General features: G+C 62.5%; 19 protein-coding genes. 11 read left to right on the top strand and 8 right to left on the bottom strand.

Annotation, left to right across the window (positions count from 1 at the left end):
* Position 1 precedes the first annotated feature (1 nt).
* Together zipA and ligA are read left to right on the top strand one after the other, a co-directional pair.
* Positions 2 to 1,111, top strand: a complete 1,110-nt coding sequence (gene zipA, locus CK910_RS22195; protein ID WP_098984740.1) for a cell division protein ZipA — start codon at positions 2 to 4, stop codon at positions 1,109 to 1,111.
* A gap of 101 nt (positions 1,112 to 1,212) precedes the next feature.
* Positions 1,213 to 3,219 carry an NAD-dependent DNA ligase LigA gene (gene ligA, locus CK910_RS22190; protein WP_098984739.1) on the top strand — a complete coding sequence of 669 codons (2,007 nt, stop codon included), beginning with the start codon at positions 1,213 to 1,215 and terminating at the stop codon, positions 3,217 to 3,219.
* A gap of 87 nt (positions 3,220 to 3,306) precedes the next feature.
* Here the strand turns inward: ligA and CK910_RS22185 are convergent, their stop codons facing one another.
* Positions 3,307 to 4,278 (bottom strand): ABC transporter substrate-binding protein, encoded by a 972-nt coding sequence (locus CK910_RS22185; RefSeq protein ID WP_098984738.1) that lies wholly within the window; start codon positions 4,276 to 4,278, stop codon positions 3,307 to 3,309.
* Positions 4,279 to 4,721: 443 nt separating this feature from the next.
* On the opposite strand from CK910_RS22185, the gene nrdD reads away from it, so the two are divergent.
* The 4 genes from nrdD to CK910_RS23955 all read left to right on the top strand — a co-directional run bounded on the left by nrdD (position 4,722) and on the right by CK910_RS23955 (position 7,929).
* A complete protein-coding gene (nrdD, locus tag CK910_RS22180) occupies positions 4,722 to 6,839 on the top strand; it encodes an anaerobic ribonucleoside-triphosphate reductase (protein ID WP_098984737.1) in 2,118 nt (705 codons plus the stop codon).
* Between the two features lie 91 nt (positions 6,840 to 6,930).
* Positions 6,931 to 7,443, top strand: coding sequence for an anaerobic ribonucleoside-triphosphate reductase-activating protein (gene nrdG, locus CK910_RS22175; protein WP_098984736.1), 513 nt, complete (start codon positions 6,931 to 6,933; stop codon positions 7,441 to 7,443).
* A 91-nt stretch (positions 7,444 to 7,534) separates the two neighbouring features.
* Positions 7,535 to 7,705 carry a YqaE/Pmp3 family membrane protein gene (locus CK910_RS22170; RefSeq protein WP_042867241.1) on the top strand — a complete coding sequence of 57 codons (171 nt, stop codon included), beginning with the start codon at positions 7,535 to 7,537 and terminating at the stop codon, positions 7,703 to 7,705.
* Positions 7,706 to 7,722: 17 nt separating this feature from the next.
* Positions 7,723 to 7,929, top strand: coding sequence for a hypothetical protein (locus CK910_RS23955; RefSeq protein ID WP_157774668.1), 207 nt, complete (start codon positions 7,723 to 7,725; stop codon positions 7,927 to 7,929).
* A 30-nt stretch (positions 7,930 to 7,959) separates the two neighbouring features.
* Here the strand turns inward: CK910_RS23955 and CK910_RS22165 are convergent, their stop codons facing one another.
* The 6 genes from CK910_RS22165 to slyA all read right to left on the bottom strand — a co-directional run bounded on the left by CK910_RS22165 (position 7,960) and on the right by slyA (position 13,144).
* Positions 7,960 to 8,319: an MliC family protein gene (locus CK910_RS22165; protein ID WP_098984735.1), complete on the bottom strand. Its 360-nt coding sequence runs from the start codon at positions 8,317 to 8,319 to the stop codon at positions 7,960 to 7,962.
* 109 nt (positions 8,320 to 8,428) lie between these two features.
* On the bottom strand, positions 8,429 to 9,301 hold the full coding sequence (locus CK910_RS22160) for a beta-1,6-N-acetylglucosaminyltransferase (protein WP_098984734.1): 873 nt from the start codon (positions 9,299 to 9,301) through the stop codon (positions 8,429 to 8,431).
* Positions 9,302 to 9,666: 365 nt separating this feature from the next.
* A complete protein-coding gene (locus tag CK910_RS22150; RefSeq protein WP_098984732.1) occupies positions 9,667 to 10,425 on the bottom strand; it encodes a substrate-binding periplasmic protein in 759 nt (252 codons plus the stop codon).
* A gap of 149 nt (positions 10,426 to 10,574) precedes the next feature.
* Positions 10,575 to 11,603 (bottom strand): DUF2955 domain-containing protein, encoded by a 1,029-nt coding sequence (locus CK910_RS22145; RefSeq protein ID WP_043554816.1) that lies wholly within the window; start codon positions 11,601 to 11,603, stop codon positions 10,575 to 10,577.
* Positions 11,604 to 11,613: 10 nt separating this feature from the next.
* Positions 11,614 to 12,669 carry an HlyD family secretion protein gene (locus CK910_RS22140; RefSeq protein WP_043554817.1) on the bottom strand — a complete coding sequence of 352 codons (1,056 nt, stop codon included), beginning with the start codon at positions 12,667 to 12,669 and terminating at the stop codon, positions 11,614 to 11,616.
* A gap of 1 nt (position 12,670) precedes the next feature.
* A complete protein-coding gene (slyA, locus tag CK910_RS22135; protein ID WP_043134552.1) occupies positions 12,671 to 13,144 on the bottom strand; it encodes a transcriptional regulator SlyA in 474 nt (157 codons plus the stop codon).
* A 317-nt stretch (positions 13,145 to 13,461) separates the two neighbouring features.
* Here slyA and CK910_RS22130 point away from each other — a divergent pair, with 317 nt between their 5' ends.
* The 5 genes from CK910_RS22130 to CK910_RS22110 all read left to right on the top strand — a co-directional run bounded on the left by CK910_RS22130 (position 13,462) and on the right by CK910_RS22110 (position 19,347).
* Positions 13,462 to 13,653 (top strand): hypothetical protein, encoded by a 192-nt coding sequence (locus tag CK910_RS22130; protein WP_084214009.1) that lies wholly within the window; start codon positions 13,462 to 13,464, stop codon positions 13,651 to 13,653.
* Between the two features lie 543 nt (positions 13,654 to 14,196).
* The gene (locus CK910_RS22125; protein ID WP_098984731.1) at positions 14,197 to 15,504 is read left to right on the top strand and encodes a 2-hydroxycarboxylate transporter family protein; all 1,308 of its coding nucleotides are present in this window, start codon (positions 14,197 to 14,199) and stop codon (positions 15,502 to 15,504) included.
* 10 nt (positions 15,505 to 15,514) lie between these two features.
* Positions 15,515 to 17,065: an oxaloacetate-decarboxylating malate dehydrogenase gene (gene maeA, locus CK910_RS22120; protein WP_098984730.1), complete on the top strand. Its 1,551-nt coding sequence runs from the start codon at positions 15,515 to 15,517 to the stop codon at positions 17,063 to 17,065.
* 17 nt (positions 17,066 to 17,082) lie between these two features.
* Positions 17,083 to 18,651: an ATP-binding protein gene (locus CK910_RS22115; protein ID WP_043554821.1), complete on the top strand. Its 1,569-nt coding sequence runs from the start codon at positions 17,083 to 17,085 to the stop codon at positions 18,649 to 18,651.
* 3 nt (positions 18,652 to 18,654) lie between these two features.
* Complete coding sequence (locus CK910_RS22110; RefSeq protein ID WP_005316875.1) at positions 18,655 to 19,347, top strand: response regulator; 693 nt, start codon at positions 18,655 to 18,657, stop codon at positions 19,345 to 19,347.
* 106 nt (positions 19,348 to 19,453) lie between these two features.
* On the opposite strand, the gene CK910_RS22105 is transcribed toward CK910_RS22110, so the two are convergent.
* Positions 19,454 to 20,362, bottom strand: a complete 909-nt coding sequence (locus tag CK910_RS22105; protein WP_098984729.1) for a LysR family transcriptional regulator — start codon at positions 20,360 to 20,362, stop codon at positions 19,454 to 19,456.
* Positions 20,363 to 20,565: the final 203 nt, after the last annotated feature.

Here is a 20,565-nt window from a genome sequence, read left to right as displayed (position 1 = left end):
AATGCAGGAATTGCGTTACATCTTGGTTGCCCTGGGCGGTATTGCTATTGCGGCATTGCTCATTCACGGGTTGTGGAGCAACAGAAAGAATCGTCAGGCACCGATCAAAGAGAAACCTCTGGGCCGGATGGAATCCAAATCACGGACTCGTGACAATGACGCCTTCGACAGCGATGGCATAGGTCAGGTGCGTGTGGTCAGCGGCAGCCGTCGTGCCGAGCCCAAGCTCCACAGTGACGAGGCTCGCCAGCCGGATGTCAGCCGTCGTGCGCCCGTCCCCGCCTTCGATGATGAGGATGATGACGCCGAGCTGCCACCGCCCGTGGTGCGCAAGCCTGCCGCTCGCTCGGTTGCCCCGCAGGACGAGGAGGAGTTCGAGGAGCCCCTGGCCGAGACAGCAGAGGAAGCGCCTGCCGCGCCGGTGCGCAAGCCTGCCCAGGTGATCCGTCGTACCCCGGTACACCGTTCCCGTCCCCAGCGCGAGCCGCTGCTGCAACCGCTGGATGATGAACCCCTGGTCGAACCGGCTTATGCCACAGCCCCGACATTCGGTGTGCGTGAACCGGTTCAGGCGCCGGCCCCCGAATACAAGCAGGCCCGTTATGCAGTCCCCGAGCCTGCCTACGAGGAGCCCGTGTATGAAGAGCCCGTCCGCGAGTCGCTGCTCGATACCCCGCCGGTCGAGAAGATCTGGCAGGATGTCTATGTCATCAACCTGATGGCGCGCCCCGGTCACGATTTGCAAGGGGCCACCCTGCTGGCCTCGCTGATGGCGTTGGGCTTCAAGTTTGGCGAGATGGACATCTTCCATCGCCACGAGGATCTCAACGGCAAGGGTGAAGTGCTCTTCTCCATGATCAACATGGTCAAGCCGGGCACCTTCAATCCCTACCGGATGGAACAGTTCGACACCCCGGGTGTCTCCCTGTTCATGCAGTTGCCGCTGCGCAGCAATGCCGCCTTTGCCTTCGAGCACATGCTGCAGGCTGCCGACCAGCTGGCCAGCGATCTGGATGCCATGCTGACTGACATGGATCGCAGCCCGCTGAGCGACGAGACCATAGCCCGTTACCGGCACGAACTGGCTGCCTACGAGGCCAGTCGCGACTAAGACTCCATGCGGGTCGAGTACATCAAGAGTGCGGTACCCAGGTGCCGCATTTTTGTTTGTGCGGTTAACTTATTATTCCAACCACAGTCCGAGACTTCTCCATGAGCGAAACCCTCTCCCGCCACCGTCAACTGTGTGAGCTGCTGATTGAATACGGTCATCAGTACTATGTGCTGGACGAGCCGACCGTGCCGGACGCCGAATACGATCGGCTGATGCGCGAACTGATCGCGCTGGAAGCCGACCATCCCGAGCTGAAGACCTCCGCCTCCCCCAGCGTGCGGGTCGGAGGTCAGCCGCTGACCGCCTTCAAACAGGTGCGCCACGAGATCCCCATGCTGAGTCTGGACAACGTATTCAGCAGCGAGGAGCTGCAGGCGTTCGAGCAGCGGATGAGGGATCGCCTGAAGCGGGAGATAAGCTTCACCTTCTGTTGCGAGCCCAAGCTGGACGGTCTGGCGGTGAGCCTGCTCTATGTGGATGGCCAGCTGGTGCAGGCTGCCACCCGGGGCGATGGCACCACGGGTGAGGAGATCACCGAGAACGTGCGCACCATCAAGGCGATCCCGCTCGTCCTGCGGGGCACGGGCTGGCCCGCCCGCTTGGAGGTGAGGGGTGAGGTCTTCATGCCCAAGGCCGGCTTCGAGGCGATGAACGCCAGGGCGCTGGCGGCAGGGGAGAAGGTGTTCGTCAACCCGCGCAACGCCGCTGCAGGCAGCCTGCGCCAGCTCGATTCGCGCATCACCGCCAGCCGGCCCTTGAACTTCTATGCCTATGGCGTCGGGGTGGGCGGCGATCAGCTGGGGGATTCCCACTTTGGTCGCCTGTGCCAACTCAAGGCGTGGGGCCTGCCCATGAGTCAGGAGGTGAAACTCAAGGAGGGGGCGGCCGGTTGTCAGGCCTTCCACGATGACATCCTGACCCGCCGTGGCGAGCTGGCCTACGAGATCGACGGCGTGGTCTACAAGGTCGATGCCATCCCCCTGCAGGAAGAGCTGGGTTTCGTGGCGCGGGCACCGCGCTGGGCCACGGCCCACAAGTTCCCGGCCCAGGAGGAGATGACACTGCTGGAGAACGTCGAGTTTCAGGTCGGCCGCACCGGCGCCGTGACCCCTGTCGCCAAGCTCAAACCCGTGTTCGTCGGCGGCGTGACCGTCTCCAACGCCACCCTGCACAATGCCGACGAGATTGAGCGCCTTGGCGTCATGATCGGCGATACAGTGATAGTGCGCCGGGCCGGGGACGTGATCCCGCAGATAGTCGCCGTGGTGGAGGCGCAGCGCCCCGTTGATGCCCGCGAGATCCTCTTCCCCACCCAGTGTCCTGTCTGTGGCTCCGCGGTGGAGCGGCTGGAGGGGGAGGTGGTGACCCGCTGCTCCGGCGGTCTGTTCTGCGAGGCGCAGCGCAAGGAGGCGATCAAGCACTTCGCCGCGCGGCGCGCCATGGACGTGGACGGCCTGGGTGACAAGATAGTCGAGCAGCTGGTGGACAAGGGGCTGGTGAAGACCCCGGCCGATCTGTTCAGCCTCACCGCCATCCAGCTGGCCGGGCTGGAGCGAATGGGGCCGAAGTCAGCGCTCAATCTGGTGGCGGCCATCGATGCGGCGCGCAGCACTACCCTGCCGCGCTTCCTGTTTGCGCTGGGCATTCGCGAGGTGGGAGAGGCGACTGCGCTCAACCTCGCCAACCACTTCCTCACCCTGGAGGCCCTGCGCGCCGCCTCGGTGGAGCAGCTGCTCGAGGTAGCCGATGTGGGGGATGTGGTGGCCAAGCACGTCTACTACTTCCTGCGTCAACCTCACAATGTGGAGGTGCTGGAAGCCCTGCTGGCGGCCGGTATCCACTGGCCGGCCATCGAGAAGAAAGAAGCGGCAGAGCAGCCCTTTGCCGGCAAGACCTTCGTGCTGACCGGCACCCTCACCCAGCTGTCACGCAACGACGCCAAGGCGGCGCTGCAGGCGTTGGGGGCCAAGGTGGCGGGATCTGTGTCGGCCAAGACGGATGTGCTGGTGGCGGGGGAAGCGGCCGGCTCCAAGCTGACCAAGGCGCAGGAGCTCGGCATCACCATCTGGACCGAAGAAGAGCTGCAACAGGCGTTGCAAGGCTGAGTCGCCCCCGCCCAGCTTGCTCGCAGCGCAACCCGATAAGAGAGAACCCGGCCTGGCCGGGTTCTCTCTTTGTTTTTGGGTGGTGAATCACTCACGCCAGAGGATCTTGTAGCGCCACTTGTCGGGCAGGGTGAGCTGCCAGCGGGCCAGCTCCTGCTTGCTGAACACATATTCGCCGCGCAGGGCGGCGCGCGGTGCCAGGGTTTTGGGCTGGGCCCCCGCCAGTATGGCGTTGACCAGCTCGGCCGCTTTCGCCCCCTGATCGCGCCCATCCAGCACCAGGCCGCCGATGGCCTTGCCCGGGCCCACGGTGAACTCCCAGAAGCAGAACAGCGGCACAGGGCTGTGGGCGCTGGTCCACTCCAGCACAGTCTGTTCGCTCACGTGCTTGCCATCATCGTCCACCAGCGTGTGGTAGAGGCCGATAAAGATGGCTTCGTAGCCATTTTTTTTGGCGTTGAGCACCGCCTCCTGCCACAGGCTGTAGTCACCTATGAGCTGACTGTTGACCCGGGTCTGGCCGACCCGCAGATCGGTCTGGGTCTTGAACTCGTCCTCGATGGCGGTGAGCGCCACGTTGCTTGAATCAAACAGCACCAGCGCCTTCTCGATGCCGCCCATCAGCTGGCTCATCTCGCTGATGTTGCGTTTGAGCAGGGGGCGTTCAAGCACGCCCGTGATCTTGGGGTGACCGACCAGCCCCTTGTGGCGCGGGTTCTCGTTCATGCCGAGAAACACCACGGGAGTGCCGAGGGAGGCAATCTCGTTGGCCAGATAGTTGATGGCGTTGTCGTCGCCGAGCACCACCAGATCTGGCTTGACCTGCTGGTAGAAGGCCAGCGCCTGTTCGGCAATCTTGTCGAAATCGCCATTGGGGTGGCGCTTGGTGTCCATGTAGAAGTGGCTGATGTGATTCTTGCCGCTCAGATGGGCTTGCAGGCTGGCGTTGTAGCTCTGATCCCACAGGTATTCGGGGTGATAGCTGCTGATCACCAGGATCTCGGCCGCCCACAACCGGCAGGGCAGGAGGCACAGCAGCAGTAGCAGGGTCTTGGCCATGTGGGGTCCCGTCGATAGCAATGATATTCCACTTATTATGCCTGTTTTGCGCCAGACGTGCCCTCGTCAGCCACTGTCGCAGGAGGGGATTTTTTTCTGTCACGGCCCCGTCGAACGCCAGCCCGCACCAGGCTTGGGAATGGCCTTGTATGGGGCTGTTTTTCACTGGTCGGGAACTGCGCCACTCGCCTCAAAACCTGTTCTGGATCAAGAAATGAGGCCGCGCTTTGGTGCCTAATAGACACCACATATAGGGACGCATTCATATAAAACACCTATATGTTGTGTTATTAAGCTGTGTACAAGCTGTTCTCTTCTCATCGTCAGCCCTGGCTTGTCAAGCCTCGGCTGAATTTATTTGCGCCCAGGACGAGGCGTGGAGAAGGGCACCAAACAAGGGTAAGCCGAAGGCGATAGCCTGGCCTTTTAAACGGGGAAAACGCATGAAACCGGTTGTGATCAAACGTGATGGATGTCGCGCACCATTCAATGCCCAGCTGATTGCCGAGGCAGTGGGCCGAGCGGCAGAGGCGGTCAGTCAGGCCAATCCGACCCTGGGTGAGCGCGTTGCCGCCGCCGTCACTCAGGAGCTGGAAGGGCGTGGCGAGGTGGATATCCACGAGATCCAGAACCGGGTCGAGAACCACCTGATGGCTTCCGACGACAAGGCCATCGCCCGTGCCTATATCGAATACCGTCACGACCGGGATCAGGCTCGCGAGGCCCGCGGCCGGTTGGCTCAGGAGATCCGTGGCCTGGTGGAGCAGACCAACGCGGCCCTGCTCAACGAGAACGCCAACAAGGATTCCAAGGTGATCCCGACCCAGCGCGACCTGCTGGCGGGCATCGTCGCCAAGCACTACGCCACCAGCCACATGCTGCCCCGCGACGTGGTGCAGGCCCACGAGAGCGGTGATCTGCACTTCCACGATCTCGACTACTCTCCCTTCTTCCCCATGTTCAACTGCATGCTGATCGACCTGAAGGGGATGCTGACCCACGGCTTCAAGATGGGCAATGCGGAGATAGACACCCCCAAATCCATCAGCACGGCCACCGCCGTGACCGCCCAGATCATCGCCCAGGTGGCGAGCCACATCTATGGCGGCACCACCATCAACCGCATCGACGAGGTGCTGGCCCCCTATGTGACCATCAGCTGGCAGAAACACAGGGAAGTGGCCGAGGAGTGGGGCATCAGCGATGTGGACGCCTACGCCATGGCCCGCACCGAGAAGGAGTGTTACGACGCCTTCCAGTCGCTGGAGTACGAGGTCAATACCCTGCACACCGCCAACGGCCAGACCCCCTTCGTCACCTTCGGCTTCGGCCTTGGCGACAGCTGGGAGTCCCGCATGATCCAGGGGGCCATCCTCAGCAACCGCATCGCCGGCCTCGGCAAGAACAGGAAGACCGCCGTGTTCCCGAAACTGGTGTTCGCCATCAAGGATGGCCTCAACCACAAGCAGGGCGATCCCAACTACGACATCAAGCAGCTGGCGCTGGAGTGTGCCTCCAAGCGCATGTATCCGGACATCCTCAACTACGACCAGGTGGTCAAGGTGACCGGCTCCTTCAAGACCCCCATGGGCTGTCGCTCCTTCCTCGGGGCTTATGAGGAGAATGGCGAGCTCGTCCACGAGGGGCGCAACAACATAGGGGTGGTGAGCCTCAACCTGCCGCGCATCGCCCTGAAATCCCGCGACGAGGCGGATTTCTGGGACAAGCTGGATGCCGCCTTGAGAGTGGCCAAGACGGCGCTCATGTATCGCATCGAGCGGCTCGACGGTGTCAAGGCGCGGGTTGCCCCCATCCTTTACATGGAAGGGGCCTGCGGGGTGCGGCTCAAGGCCGACGACAACGTCAGCGAGATCTTCAAGCACGGCCGCGCCTCCATTTCGCTCGGCTACATAGGGGTGCACGAGACCATCAACGCCCTGTTTGGCACCGATGTCCATCTGTTCGACAGCGACACCCTGCGCCAGAAGGCCATCGCCATCATAGCGCGGCTCAAGGCGGCGACCGACGAGTGGAAAGAGGAGACAGGCTACGGCTTCAGCCTCTACTCCACCCCGAGCGAAAACCTCTGCACCCGTTTCTGCCGCATCGACGCCAAGGAGTTTGGCGTGGTGGCCGGGGTGACCGACAAGGGTTACTACACCAACAGCTTCCACCTCGACGTGGAGAAGCAGGTGAACCCGTACGACAAGCTGGATTTCGAGGCGCCCTATCCGCCCATCGCCAGCGGTGGCTTCATCTGCTACGGCGAGTACCCCAATATTCAGCACAACCTGGAAGCGCTGGAGAACGTCTGGGACTACAGCTATGACAAGGTGCCCTACTACGGCACCAACACCCCCATCGACGAGTGCTACGACTGCGGCTTCACCGGCGAGTTCGAGTGCACCTCCAAGGGCTTCACCTGCCCGCGCTGCGGCAATCACGATCCGGCCAAGGTATCGGTGACCCGTCGGGTGTGCGGTTACCTCGGCAGCCCGGATGCGCGCCCCTTCAACGCGGGCAAGCAGGAAGAGGTGAAACGCCGGGTCAAGCATATGTAAGCCGGGCGGCTGAGCGGCGAGATGGCTCCCGATGATGAGGGAGCCATTTTTATTGGCGAACCCGGCCCATGACGGGTTGAGGAGAGACGAGATGCACTACCACCAATACTACCCGGTCGATGTGATCAACGGGCCCGGCACCCGTGCCACCCTGTTTGTGTCGGGCTGCGAGCACCAGTGCCCGGGGTGCTACAACCAGAGCACCTGGCGGCTCGATGGCGGCAAGCCGTTTGATGAGGCGATGAGCGATCGCATCATTGGCGATCTCAACGACACGCGCATCAAGCGGCGAGGTCTGTCGCTCTCCGGCGGCGATCCGCTCCATCCCGCCAACGTGCCCCAGGTGCTGGCACTGGTGAAACGGGTGCGGGCCGAGTGCCCCGGCAAGGACATCTGGTGCTGGACCGGTTATCTGCTTGGCGAGCTCTCGCCGGCTCAGTGCGAGCTGGTGGCCTTGCTGGATGTGCTGGTGGATGGCAAGTTCGAGAAGGGGCTGGCGGATCCCGGTCTGCTCTGGCGCGGCAGCAGCAATCAGGTGATTCATGACCTCAAGGCCTGGCGCAAGCAGCAGGAGACGCGGATCCCCTGTTTCTCTCAGCCGTGAACGGCCCTTTGTTTCGTTTGCAGTTGAGGCCAAGGCTGTTTATGGTGAGCCCATCCCGAACCGTGAAACATCTTTGACGAGGAAGTGCGAGATGAACAATCTGCTCAAGATCTTGCTGGCCATTTTTCTGCCCCCCGTGTGCGCCTTTATCCAGGTAGGCTTCAGCCTGCACTTTTTCATCAACATAGTGCTGACCCTGCTCGGCGGCCTGCCCGGCATGGTCCATGCGCTCTGGCTGGTGGTGAGCGACAAGCGCGGCTGAATCAGGCCCTTCGTTGCATGCTGAGCCAACCCGACCGGGTTGGCTTTTTTTATGATGCTCAAACGGTCTCGACTTGTGATGGCAGCAGGCCGGCAACCATGCCGGAGGATGGCGCAACGTCGTTCTGGACCGATTTCACCCAGACGCGCTATCGGGTGTATGAGCAGAAGCTCCACGCCATACGGGTGCGTGCAGTGAGTCGCTTCGATGGCGGGGTCAAATAACAAAAATCCCGGCCAGGCCGGGATTTCTCATTATTGCTGCTTGCAGTCGTTGTAGACGCTCTGCCACTCGCCATCCTTGTCGCGCATCTCGACGAATCCTTCCTCCCCCTTGCTCCACCAGACGGCCTCATGCTCATCGGTATAACGGGCGCCGGAGGCGGAGACCGTCTGCGGCAGGGTGTAATCCTTGCCATCGGGCAGTGCCAGCTTGACGAAGTTCAGGCTCTGGTCGGAGAGGGCGAAGTAACTCACCTGCACCTTCTTGCCCTGCTCACACTGATAGGTGACGGGATCGCCGCCGGTCACGCTCAAGGTGGTGGCCCCGCGTTCGCAACCGCTCAGCAGGGTCAGGGCCGTGATGCCCAGCAACAGAATATTGGTGTGTTTCATCTTGAACTCTCCATCGGTGTCATCCGGGCTTGAGCCTACCAGCTTGTGCCCAAGTCGCAATCATCCCGGAGGCGGATTGCGTCGGTAAGTGTCCGGGTGAATCGCATGGTCATACCAACGCAGCCTGCCGGATGACGGGTGTGTCGAGGGGGCATCTCATGGCGCGCTCCAGGATATCCAGGATGTCGCTGTCTATGGTCTCGTCAAACTTGCGGGCGAACAGGTGCTCGCTTTGCTGCAGGGCCTCGGCGTCGTGCACCGTGTAGTCGCGCGGGCGCAGCTTGATGTCACCCATGGGGATCCAGTCGATGGCTCGCTTGTCATCGTTGACTATCTGGCCCTGATAGCTGGTGTTCATGATCACCGTCTGGAAGAAGCCCTCGTCGGCGATCAGAGTGTGGCGGTAGAAATCCTTGAAACGATCGACCTCCGGGCTGTGGCTGACGAATTCGCAGAAGGCCCGGCTCAGGATCATCCACTGATTGCCAATGTAGGGGGTCACACCCGCCAGATAGGGACGGGTCTTCACCGGCTCGCACACCAGCTCAGTCGCGGTTTCGGTCACATAGTGATCGATGCGGTGCAGGGTGTCCGGTCTGTGCTGGCGCTGATCCGCGACCTTGAGGAAATCTTTGCCCTTGTGATCGCGCAGGAAGTCGTGAATGTCGTGCTGGGAGCGCAGCGGGAAGTCCTGGGCGCTCAGATTGATGAAGAACTCCCACTCCTTGTTTTGCTCCAGCAGCGCCGCTATGCCGCGCAGCTCCGCATCCACCAGGCTGTAACCGCCCCAGAGCGCATTCTTGCTGGGGAGCAGGGTGGCGTTGGGGTAATCGGCCAGAAAGCGGGCTATCTCCTGCTGCAGATCCGGGCCCGAGCGCTTGTCCACGTGGATCAGGTAGTGGTTGCTGTCGTGGTAAATCGCCTTGAACAGGCGCTTGAACTGACCGGGATAGCGATGAACCAGAATGAGGTAGGCAATCATGTCGATATGTCCTGTGTGGGCGGCAGGGCTGCGCCAAACAGAAAATCGCCTCAGGCCGCTGGCTTGAAGCTTGTTCTCGTCGGGATGGCCGCTGTCGCAGTAAAAATAGAGTGGATAGCAGATAACAACAGTGAGAACAGGCTGCGACGGGGAGGGGATGCGCCTTATGGCATCGGGTCAATACAGCTGGTCTGGCGACGTCGGGTTGAGGGTGAGAGGTGGGCAAGGGCTGCCCTGGCTGGCGACTCTTTTGCATGACAAGCCTGTCATCAGGTGCAGAGCGCAATCGGCCGACGAGTGAGGGGCCACAGTAGCACGGTTCGGGCCAGCGTCGTCATATATCGCCGGTGGCGCAGAAAAACTGTTCAATGGAGTCCAAGCCTGGCTTCGAAGTCCCGCACCAGCGCCTCGTAGGTGCCATTGTTTTTGATCTTCTGCAGCCCCTCCTCGAAGCGCCTGGCCATGGCCTCTCCTTGCGGATGAGCGCGAGAGAAGGCGAGCCAGAAGCCGTCGGTGGAGAGCTTGCCCACCTTGACCACCCGGCCGGTCAGCTGCTTCTGCTGGATCTTGAGGTAGCCCGGCATCTCGTTCATCAGTATGTAATCGACCCGGCCGCGCACCAGCATCTCGATGATCTGGGTGTCCGACTTGGCCTGAAAGCGGGTGATCCTGGGGTTTTCCATGAAATCGGTGGGATAGGTGTAGCCGAGGGTGATGCCCACCGTTTTCTGTTCCAGCGAGGTGAGTTTGAGATCCCGACGAGGCTCGCCGGCCAAGGCGAAGATGGCGAGATCCTCCTCGAACATGGGGGTCTCGTGCCAATAGTACTGGTAGCGGTTCTCCTCCGTGATGGTGGCATCGAAGCAGCCAAGCACCTTGTCACTTTTGGCCTCGTGCATGCAGCGGGCGAAGGGAATGGTGCGAAACTCGACGGCTATGCCCTCCACGGCGAAGATGGCCTTCACCAGATCCGGTGCCAGCCCTTCTGGCTGGCCAGTCTCCTTGTTCAGCGCGCAATAAGGGGCCCAGTCATCCTCGGCGGCGATCAGCACAGGGGCGGCCCAGGCGCTGCTTATGCCCAGCGAGAGGGCGACTGCCAGCCAGCCATTGTGAACTCGTGCCATTGTGCCTCTCCGCCTTGTGACTACCCTTGCAAGCATAGTTGCTGTTGTTGTCCGACCAGCGCGGCTGGCCTGCAAAATGCGGACAAAAAAACGCCCCGGTAGGCATAGCGGGGCGAAAAACAGCACATCCTTGAGCTAACAACAGGGAGTCAATAACCGAACCGAGTCGCCTCGAAGCGGTTAAGCAGTCGGTGGATGAGATAACAGGCCAGCAGGGTGGCGACGATGGCAAACAGTATGCTGCTCACCCGATAGAGGGCGCTGAACACCAGATCGTTGCCCGGGGTCAGGTACTGGCCAAACAGTATGCCGAGGGTGGTGAGGGCGCCGAAGCCAACCCCGGAACCGCTCGCCTCCTTCACATGGGCGTGGCTGAACAGCATGGCGCCGAGCCAGAGCATGGGGGCGACCAGCAGGAGCAAGCCGGACCAGTCGTAGAGCACCAGCTGGCTGAGCAGGCCGAAGGTCACGCCGAGCAGGGTGCCCATGGCCCGCTTGCGGGCATAGCTCAGCGCGCCGTTCCAGTGCATGGGAAACAGCAGCAGCAGGGTGGTGGCCTGGGCAGACATGGAGTCCCGCAAGTCGAAGATCTGGAACACCATGAAGGAGAGGGTGGCGATGCTGGCGCCGAGCAGGGCCTCGTGCCGCATCCTGTGTGGCGCCTTGGGGGTCGCCGCCGGCTTGGGCCGCTCCTCCACATCCGGGATCAGCGCCGTCATCAGGTAGGCGATGAGCACCGACAGTGTGCTGGCCCACAGGTTGCTGAAGATGAGGTCGTTGAGATCGGTCTGCGGGTAACTGGCAAAGTGCAGCATTATGCTCAGGCTCAACACGCCATTGGCGCCGAACAGGAACAGACTGCCCCGCGACATGGCGGCGAAGCGATAGAGAAACAGCAAAAAGGCGATGGGGATCATCAGGCCGGGATGGCCGCCAAACAGCCCTCCCAGCAGACCCACTTCCACACCGCAGATGACGGCGGCCGCGATCAGCTGACGGGCGGCATGGCCGTTCATCACTGGCACCATGCCCAGCAGCAATACCGGGGTCACGGTATAGAAGACCCCATAGTTCCAGCCGAAGGTTTTACAGAGCAAGAACCCCAGGGTGCAGCCAAAGGCGATGCGCAGACATTGGCGCAGCTCGTTGGCGGTGAGGGGCCTGTGCCACAGGTTCATGGTCGCCACCTTAGTAGATGTAGTGCAGCAGGCTGAGCAGGCGGATCTGGCCGCGGGCAAACAGGGCGCTCAGCGCGTTGTCCGGCAGCAGCTGGACGGTGGCGCGGGCACCGGCCGGCAGGTGTCCTGGCAACTGCTCCAGTGTCAGGTGCAGGCGCAGCCGCTGGGCATCGCGCACCCAGCGATCCGATTCGGTGGGGCTGGCCAGCAGACCGTTGGCATCGAACTGACCGGCGCTGACACCTGCATCCAGGCTGGTGACCCGGGCCGGATAGAGCTTGCCCGGCTCGCCATCGAAGGCGACCAGCGCCTGGCTGTCCTGAGCCACGTGACGCAGGCTCTTCTCGCGAAAATCGGCGATCACGTCCACCTGCTCGGAGACCAGTGCCAGCAGCGGGGCTCCCGCCGCCGCGAAGCTGCCCGGCTTGAGTTGCAGGTTGGTGATGATGCCATCCTGGCTGGCGTGTACCTGGCTGTAGGCGAGGTTGAGCTCGGCCTGGGCGAGGTGGTTGCGCGCCTGACGCAGCAACAGGTTGTCATCGCCGGACAGGCCGCGGTTCACCCTGGCCTGGGTCATGCGGGCCTTGCTGGCCATCAGGTTGGCCTGGGCGGTGCGAAATGCGCTGTCGGCGTCATCTTTTTGCTGTTCCGACACCATGTGACGGCGATAGAGGGCGTCGATGCGTTCGGCTTCCCGCAGCTTCTGGGAGGCCTGACTCTGCAACGAGTTGAAGTCGGCGGTCGCGGCGTTCAGGGTGGCGTCGAGCTGACGGTTCTGCTGCTCGGCCTGATCCAGCGCGAGCCGGGCCTGTTCGACGGCCAGTGCAAAGGGGGCGGGATCGAGCGTGAACAGCAGATCCCCCTGTTTGACATGCTGGTTGTTGCCGACGGCGACCTGCGCCACCTTGCCACTGACCTGGGGGGCCATCTTGGTCACGACACGGGTGGCCATGGCTTGCGGGGTGAGCGGCATCTTGAGGTCGGCCAGCAGGAAGTAGCCAAATACCAGTATGAAGGACCCCATGGCCCATTTTATCCAGCGTTTGAATTGTTGATCCGGGGTCATCTTATTCTCTCTCTTCACTCTGTGAACCTATCTTGCCGAGGGCGTTGGCGGAGATCCGGTGCACTATGTCTTCAAATTGCGTCAGCTCTTTCTGGCTGATGCCGGCGAGCAGATCCCGACGCACCCCTATGATGCGATCCTCGATCTGGTCGAGCAGCGCCTTGCCCTCTGGCGTCAGGGTGACGATGCGGGCCCGTTTGTCCTGACTGCAACTGTGGCGCTCAATCAGCCCCTGCTCTTCCAGCAGACCCAGGGTGCGCATCAGGGAGGGCAGCTCTATCTCCAGCGCCTCGGCGAGCGTCTTCTGGCTGAGGTGACCACCGAGCTGACTGAGTTTCCACAGTGCGGTCCAGCGTGGATGGGTCAGGCCCAGGGGCGCCAGCTCGAGATCGGCCACGGTACGCCACAGTCGATGCAGACGCCCGACGCGCTCGGCGAGGGACAACTCGCGCAACATTTCCAGATCCTTCATCATTCGTGCTCTCCACTTACTTAGCCTGCTAAGCATTGTAGTTATTTAGCAGGCTAAGTAAATAGTGTGATCGGGATCTTGTTTGGAAAAACTTCAGACAGGTTTCTTATGGCGCTTTTTTGATGAGTATTGAGCCTCATAAGAGGCTTTTTTGGTTGGAAATGAGCGAAAAGTGCGTGAAATCCCATGGCATACCCTGGCGGGATAAATAAACGTGGGCTGGTTGGTGGGATGAAAATAAGGAAAGGGTCGCGCCTGCTATTATTTTTGGTCAACAAGGTGTCATATAAATTCGGCAGCCTGTTTTTTATCCACTAATATTGATGGGTCAGCTAAACAGGGAGACGATAGCTGTGGAACGATATGAATCGGGTGACCCCCATTTTTCAATCGAGAGCCTGCTGGCCGATGGAGAATATGTTGCCGACGCGCATTATGGCCTCAGTCTGGAAGCGAGCGATATCTGTCATGAATTTGACCCTGCCAATATTCCACTGTTATTAGCCGAATAGCGAAAACAAGCAGGCTGAAATGAGGCACTGGCTATTCAGGTATGCCCGATCCTTGGGGCATGCCCTGTCCCGTCTGCCTCATTGATCGCACTGGAAGGCACAGTTGTCGCGTCGCGCCTGCGATGCAACCCACATGGCATCCCTCTCGGAACCCTCTCTTGCCGGTGGAGCCCGGGACCAGATGATCCGCCTGGCGCTATGCCAGCCTTGTTGCCGCTTTGATATGAAGACGCAGCCTATATATGGGGCTGTCATCATCCGAGCGCGATCCGGTTATTTCTTGCCTGTTGGTGAGTGAAATTTAATCAATGTTTAATGTTTATCCCGCCAGGTCGTGATGTCATGCCGACATCACCCTTTATTTCTGTATCTGGCTAGCGCAGTTCAGGGCTCGTGAATAACGCTGGCGGGGGCAGTTTATGGCTGTTTTTGGGTCATAGCGTTTAAGATTTTAATGTTTTTATATGCCTTTGCAATCGGGCTAACCGACAGGGAAGGGGAGGATCACTAGAGTAGCGCCACACCACACGCTGGAGCATAACAATGAAAAACCTCTCTACCTCACAAACCAGGGTCGCGCTGTTTGGCGACCGACAGATTGCCGGCATGCCCATGATGATCTTCCTCGGGCTTGCCACTTGCGTGCTCTTCTCGGGCTGGAATGGATCCTTGCCGCTTGGCATGGTCGGTGCGCTGGCGCTGATGTTCGTGCTCGGCACCCTGCTGACCGAGCTGGGGGAGCGCATCACCCCCATACGTGAATACCTGGGGGGCGGCACCATACTCGCCATCTTCGGCGGCGCCGCCCTGTTTGAATACCGGATCCTGCCAATCGAGGCGGGTCAGGTGATCATCGGCTTCATGAAGGAGGGGGGCTTTCTCAACTTCTTCATCGCCAGCCTGGTGACCGGCTCCGTGTTCGGCATGAGCAGTGCCCTGCTGAAAAATGCCGCCATGCGTTACCTGCCGGTGATCCTGGGGGGCGTGACCCTGGCGCTGCTCAGCGTCGGCCTGGTCGGCTCCCTGATGGGTTATGGCTTCAAGAATGCGGTGCTGCTCATCGGCCTGCCCATCATGGGCGGCGGCATGGGCGCCGGCGCCGTGCCGCTGGTGGAGATCCTCTCGGGCCCGATGCAGATGTCCAGCGCCGATCTGCTGTCACGCATGGTGCCCGCCGTGGTGATCGCCAACACCCTGGCCATTCTGGTGGGCACCCTGCTGGCCCGTCTCGGCCGTCGTTACCCCTCCCTGACCGGCAACGGCCGGCTGATGATCAAGGAGAGCAGCCAGACGGTGGCCGAAGAGCAGGTTCAGGCACCGACCCTGGAGAGTCTCGGCATGGGGCTCTTCATCAGCTCCAGCATGTTCGTGCTGGGCTCCCTGCTCGGCAACTTCATTCCCATGCACCCCTTCGCGCTCATGATACTGGCGGTGGCCATCATCAAGGTGAGCGGCCTGCTGCCGCGCCGTTACGAGCAGGCGGCCGCCGACTGGTACCAGTTCGTGGTCGGCAATCTGACGCCCTCCCTGCTGGTGGGGATAGGGGTTGCCTACACCAGCATCCCCGAGCTCATCAGTGCCTTCTCCATCAGCTACTTCGTGCTGGTGCTGGTGACCGTGGTCGGTGGTGCCCTGGGGGCGGCCTTGGTGGGGCGCATGATAGGTTTCTATCCCATAGAGGCGGCCATCACTGGCGGTCTGTGCATGGCCAACATGGGCGGCACGGGCGATGTGGCCGTGCTGTCGGCGGCCCAGCGCATGAAGCTGATGCCATTTGCCCAGATCTCTTCCCGTCTCGGGGGCGCCGTCATGTTGATCCTGGCCACCCTGCTCATCTCGCTGCTGGCATAAGGAATCGACAATGAACGACATCATGATGGGCACCAGCCTGCCCTATGCCGAACGCAAGCGACAGGGGCTGATGGGGCGCATGCCTCACAAGGAGGAGTCCCTTGCCCAGCAACGGCGCCGCATATACCGCCTGGTCTCTGCCATGCAGAGCCCGTTCGATCAGCACCTGCTGCTGCGCCAGCTGCAGGAAGACAACCCGGTACTGTTTTACGATCTGGTGCGCCACCATCTGCCGGAGCTGCTGCCCATCATCTATACCCCTGTGGTGGGGGAGGCGTGTCAGCGTCACAGCGATCTCTATCTGCGCAGCCACGGTCTCTATCTCTCCTGGCACGACAGGGACGATCTGGACGCCATCTTCGCGGCGGTAGAACAGGAGGTGGACGTCATCGTCATCTCCGACGGCGAGCGGGTGCTGGGGCTCGGCGATCTCGGCATCGGCGGCATGGGGATCTGCATCGGCAAGCTGGCGCTCTACTCGGCCGCCGGCGGCATCAACCCGGCGCGCACCCTGCCGCTGTGCGTGGATGTCGGCACCAACAATCCCGAGCTGCTGGAGGATGACTCCTACCTCGGCTGGCAGGCCAACCGGGTGGATGGCGAGTCCTATTACCACTTCATGGATCGGGTGGTGGCGGCCATTCGCACGCGCTGGCCCCAGGTGGTGCTGCAGTTTGAAGACTTCGCCGGCAAGCATGCTGCCAACCTCTTGGCCCGCTATAGAGACGAGCTGTGCATGTTCAACGACGACATCCAGGGCACGGCGGCGGTCGCCTCGGCCTGCGTGCTGGCGGGTTTGCAACAGGCGGGCAGTCGGCTGGCCGACACCCCTGTGCTGATCGTCGGCGCCGGCTCGGCGGGTTGCGGCATCGCCGCCATGCTGGCCCAACTGGCGGGCGGCCCGGAGCGGGTGCAGCTGTTCGATCAGGATGGACTGGTCTGCCTGAATCGCGCCAACCTGACGCCGTCCCAGCGGCCGTTTGCCCGTCCGCCACAAGAGGCCTGCGCCGAGCTGCCTGCGCTCATTGAGCGGCTGCGCCCCGGGGTGCTGATCGGGGTGAGCGGCCAGGGCGGCCTGTTCGACGAGGCTGTGCTGACGGCCATGGGCGCCGCCTGCGAGCGGCCGGTGATCCTGCCGCTCTCCAACCCCACCCGCAGTGCCGAAGCGACGCCGGAGCAGGTGTGGCAGGCGACCGGTGGGCGTGCCCTGCTCGCCACCGGCAGCCCCTTTGCCCCTGTGACTGTGGCGGGGGAGGCGCGGGTGGTCTCCCAGTGCAACAACGTCTATGTGTTCCCGGGCATTGGCCTCGGGGCCTGCGCGGTCAAGGCGCGGCGCATCAGCGATGGCATGCTGCAGGCGGCGGTGCGGGCTGTGGGCGCCTATCCGCTGGCCGAGGGGCGCTTGTTGCCGCCCATAGAGCAGGTGGGGGAGGTGGCTCGCGCGGTCGCCAGGGCGGTGGCCCTCACCGCCCGCGAGGAGGGCCTGGCCGATTTTAGTGGTGATCCTGCGCCACTGATTGACCAGACCTGGTGGCGCCCGCACTATTGGTCCGCTTCCTGATGTTGCAAGGCTAATCGATGAAACTGCGCCACCAACTGGTCACTCTCTCCCTCGGGCTCTCCCTGCTGCTGATCCTGATCCTGGGCGGCCTGCTCGCCCTCTTTATCCGCCACCTGCTGGAAAGCAACCTGCAGGAGAAAGGCAGCGATCTGGCGCGGGTGCTGGCGGCGGACAGCCGGGTGGTGCAGGCCCTGCAGCTGGGCAGGGATCCCGGACTGCGCGACTATGTGCAGGGGATCTGCAGCCGCACCGATGCCGCCTACATGGTGGTGACCGACGAGCATGGCCGTCGCCTCAGCCATCCCAGGCCCGAGCTGGTGGGGCAGAAATTCCGTGGTGAGGACATCTGGCCGGCCCTCAATGAGCGGGGCAGTTATTGCTCCAGGGACGAGGGCACCCTGGGGCCGGCCATTCGCTGCTTCGCCCCCGTGATAGGGGCGGACGGACGCGCCATGGGGGTGGTGGCGGTCGGCTACCTGATGCGGACTGTGGAGGGCATCTATCTGGAGCGGATCACCCTGCTCGTCAGCGCCATCGGCGCCGTGCTGGGCTGTGGCCTGCTGCTGGCGCTCTGGCTGCAACACCTGCTGCGCCGCACCCTGCTGGATCTGGAGCCCGAGGCCATCGTCAACCGCTTCGTGCTGCAGGAGCTAGTGCTTGAGCACATCTCCGAGGGGGTGATCGCCATCGACAGCGGGGGCAACATTCGCATGCTCAACAGCGCCGCCTGTTATCAGCTGCGCCTGCCGGGCACAGGGCGGCACTCCCTGCTGGGTCAGTCGCTGGCCGAGCTGTCGCCGCCGCTGGCCCCGGCCCTGACCCAGCTCGAGACCGAGCTCGGCTTCACGGTGCACGGGGAGTCCTTCGTGGGGCGCTGGCAGGCGGTGGAGGGCAAGGTGCCAGGGCGCCTGCTCATCTTCAGCCGCCCCGAGGTGACCGGCAGCCTCGGCATGCAGGTGACCCATCTGCGCCAGTATGCCGAGATGCTGCGGATGCAGACCCACGAGTTCGCCAACAAGCTCAGCAGCCTCTCCGGCCTGCTGCAGCTCGGCCACGTGGATCAGGCGGTGGAGCTCATTCAGCAGGAGAGCGAGGCTTGCCAGACCATGCTGCAGGGTCTGCTGCGGGCCATCGAGGACAAGCCGGTGGCCGGGCTCATCCTCGGCAAGTTCAGCCGGGCGCGGGAGCTGGGGGTGGAGCTGGTGCTGGATCCCGACTCTGCGCTGGCGGAGTATCCGGCGGCCGTGTCGGCGGATCTCATCACCCTCATCGGCAACCTGCTGGACAACGGCATTCGCGCCGCCTGGGCGCGGCGCAAGCTGTGTCCGCCGCGGGTGCTGATTTCCCTCAACGATTTTGGTCGCCGGCTGGTGATCGAAGTGGAGGACAGCGGCGAGGGGGTGGACGAGGCGCTGGCGGATCATCTGTTTGATTACGGCATCAGCCGCCAGACCGGCGATCACGGGGTCGGCCTCTTCCTGGTCAAGGAGACGGTGGCCAGGCGAGGGGGTGTGATAGAATGGCGACGCACCGCCGAACAGACAACCTTGTTCGGTATCTACTTGAATAAAAACCAATTGGTGTGATCTATGGAGCCCATTTTCACTCTGGTGATCGAGGATGACGAACGGATTGGATCCATTCTGGCCGAGCTGGTCTCCTCCACCCCCGGATTTTCCCTGCTGGGTCGGGCCGAGAGCCTGACCCAGGCCGATCTCATGATGCGTGCGACCGAGCCACAGCTGCTGCTGGTGGACATCTCATTGCCCGACGGCTCCGGCCTGGAGTGGGTGAACCGGCTGCGCAGCCACAACCGCGAGGCTTACGTCATCATGGTGACCGCCTCCTGTGACGTTGAGACCATACAGCAGGCCCTCAACCTGGGGGTGCAAGATTACATCATCAAGCCGCTGCGGCTGTTTCGCATCCAGCAGAGCCTGGACGAGATCCTCACCCTGCACAGGCGCATCTGCGAGCGCGGCTCCCTGGAGCAGAGCGATCTGGATCGGCTGATGGGCAAGGGGCGCCCCCAGGCCAGGGAGGTGCGCGATACCCCAAAGGGGATCGACGCCATCACCTTGCGCCAGGTGCTGGAGCTGCTGGCCGGCGAGCCGGACACCGCGTTTTCCACCGATACGGTGGCGCTGCGCCTCTCCTTGAGCCGCACCACGGCGCGCCGTTATCTGGAGTATCTGGAGTCGGAAGACAGGGTCGATGTGGATCTCAACTACGGTCAGCGTGGCCGGCCCGAGCGGCGCTACCACTGGCGCCGGGGCAACTGAGCCCGCGGTTTTTGCGCGAAGATGCAATGCAAGAAGGGAGCCTGGGCTCCCTTCTTGCTGTCTGCCCGTTGCGGTATGGGTTGCAGCCCTTGCTATCCCGCCTGGTTCACAGTGCGCCCAGCGGGAAAGGGTGGAGGGCTGACTCGGCCTCCTCGAACAGCTGGATCAGGTGATCAGCGACGGCCCGCACCCGTCTGGAGTGGGCGAGATCTGTGTGGATCACCAGCCAGATCGGCTGATCCACCCCCAGCTCGGGCAGGAGGCAGACGAGATCCGTCTCTTTGGCCAGATAATGGGGCAGCACCGCCAGTCCGAGGCCGGCGGTGGCGGCGGCCAGCTGGGCCGACAGCGTATTGGTCTCCACCCTGCAGGGGCGGCCACGCAACATGCGAGCCATCCATTTGGCGGCGGGCAAATGGCCGTGGGCTTCCCCCCAGCCGATGAAGGCATCCTCATCCCAGCTGGCCGCATCTGTCCCCGGCTGGCGGGTATCGACATAGCTGCGAGCCCCATAGAGGCCGAAGCCCAGAGTGCCCAGCCGCTTGATGGTGACGTTGCCGGCGTCAGGTTTGACCATGCGCACTGCCAGATCGGCATCGCGCCTGTGCAGGTTCACCGTTTGCACGCCTGTGACCAGCTCCACTCGCAGATCGGGATGAATGGCAAACAGCCTGGCCAGGGAGGGAATGATGAGCGGGTTGGCCAGATTGTCTGCGGTGGCGAGGCGCACGGATCCGGCCACCTGCCCCTGTTGCTGCCCGGCGTCGCCAAAGGCATGCCCGGCATGTTCCAGCGCCTCGGCTCGCGCCAGCAGGGCCTCCCCATCGTCGGTCAGCCGATAGCCGTGTTGATGACGACTGAACAGCGGCAGGCCCAGTGCCGACTCCAGGCGATCCAGCCGTCGAGAGACGGTGGCAATGCCCAGCTCAAGGGTGAGGGCTGCGCCACTCAAGGTGCCGCTGCGGGCGATGGCCAGAAAGACCCGGGCATCATCCCATAGCAAGAGAGAGTTCATGTATCTTCCATAATCGGAAAGCTGACTGCCAATCCAGTCTATACCGAAACCCTATTCGCAAGACCATACTGACCCCCATCTTGTAAGGAGGGAAATGTGATGCAACGACGAACACTGGGAACCGATCTGGACGTATCCGCCATGGGCCCTAGGGGGGGGGGGGGGGGGGGGGGGGGGGGGGGGGGGGGGGGAGGCTGCATGGG

It is taken from the genome of Aeromonas sp. CA23, from assembly GCF_002587065.1.
Lineage (GTDB): Bacteria > Pseudomonadota > Gammaproteobacteria > Enterobacterales > Aeromonadaceae > Aeromonas > Aeromonas bestiarum.
The sequence above is the reverse complement of the archived record's forward strand: the minus strand, read 5'-3'. Positions and strand labels throughout refer to the sequence as shown.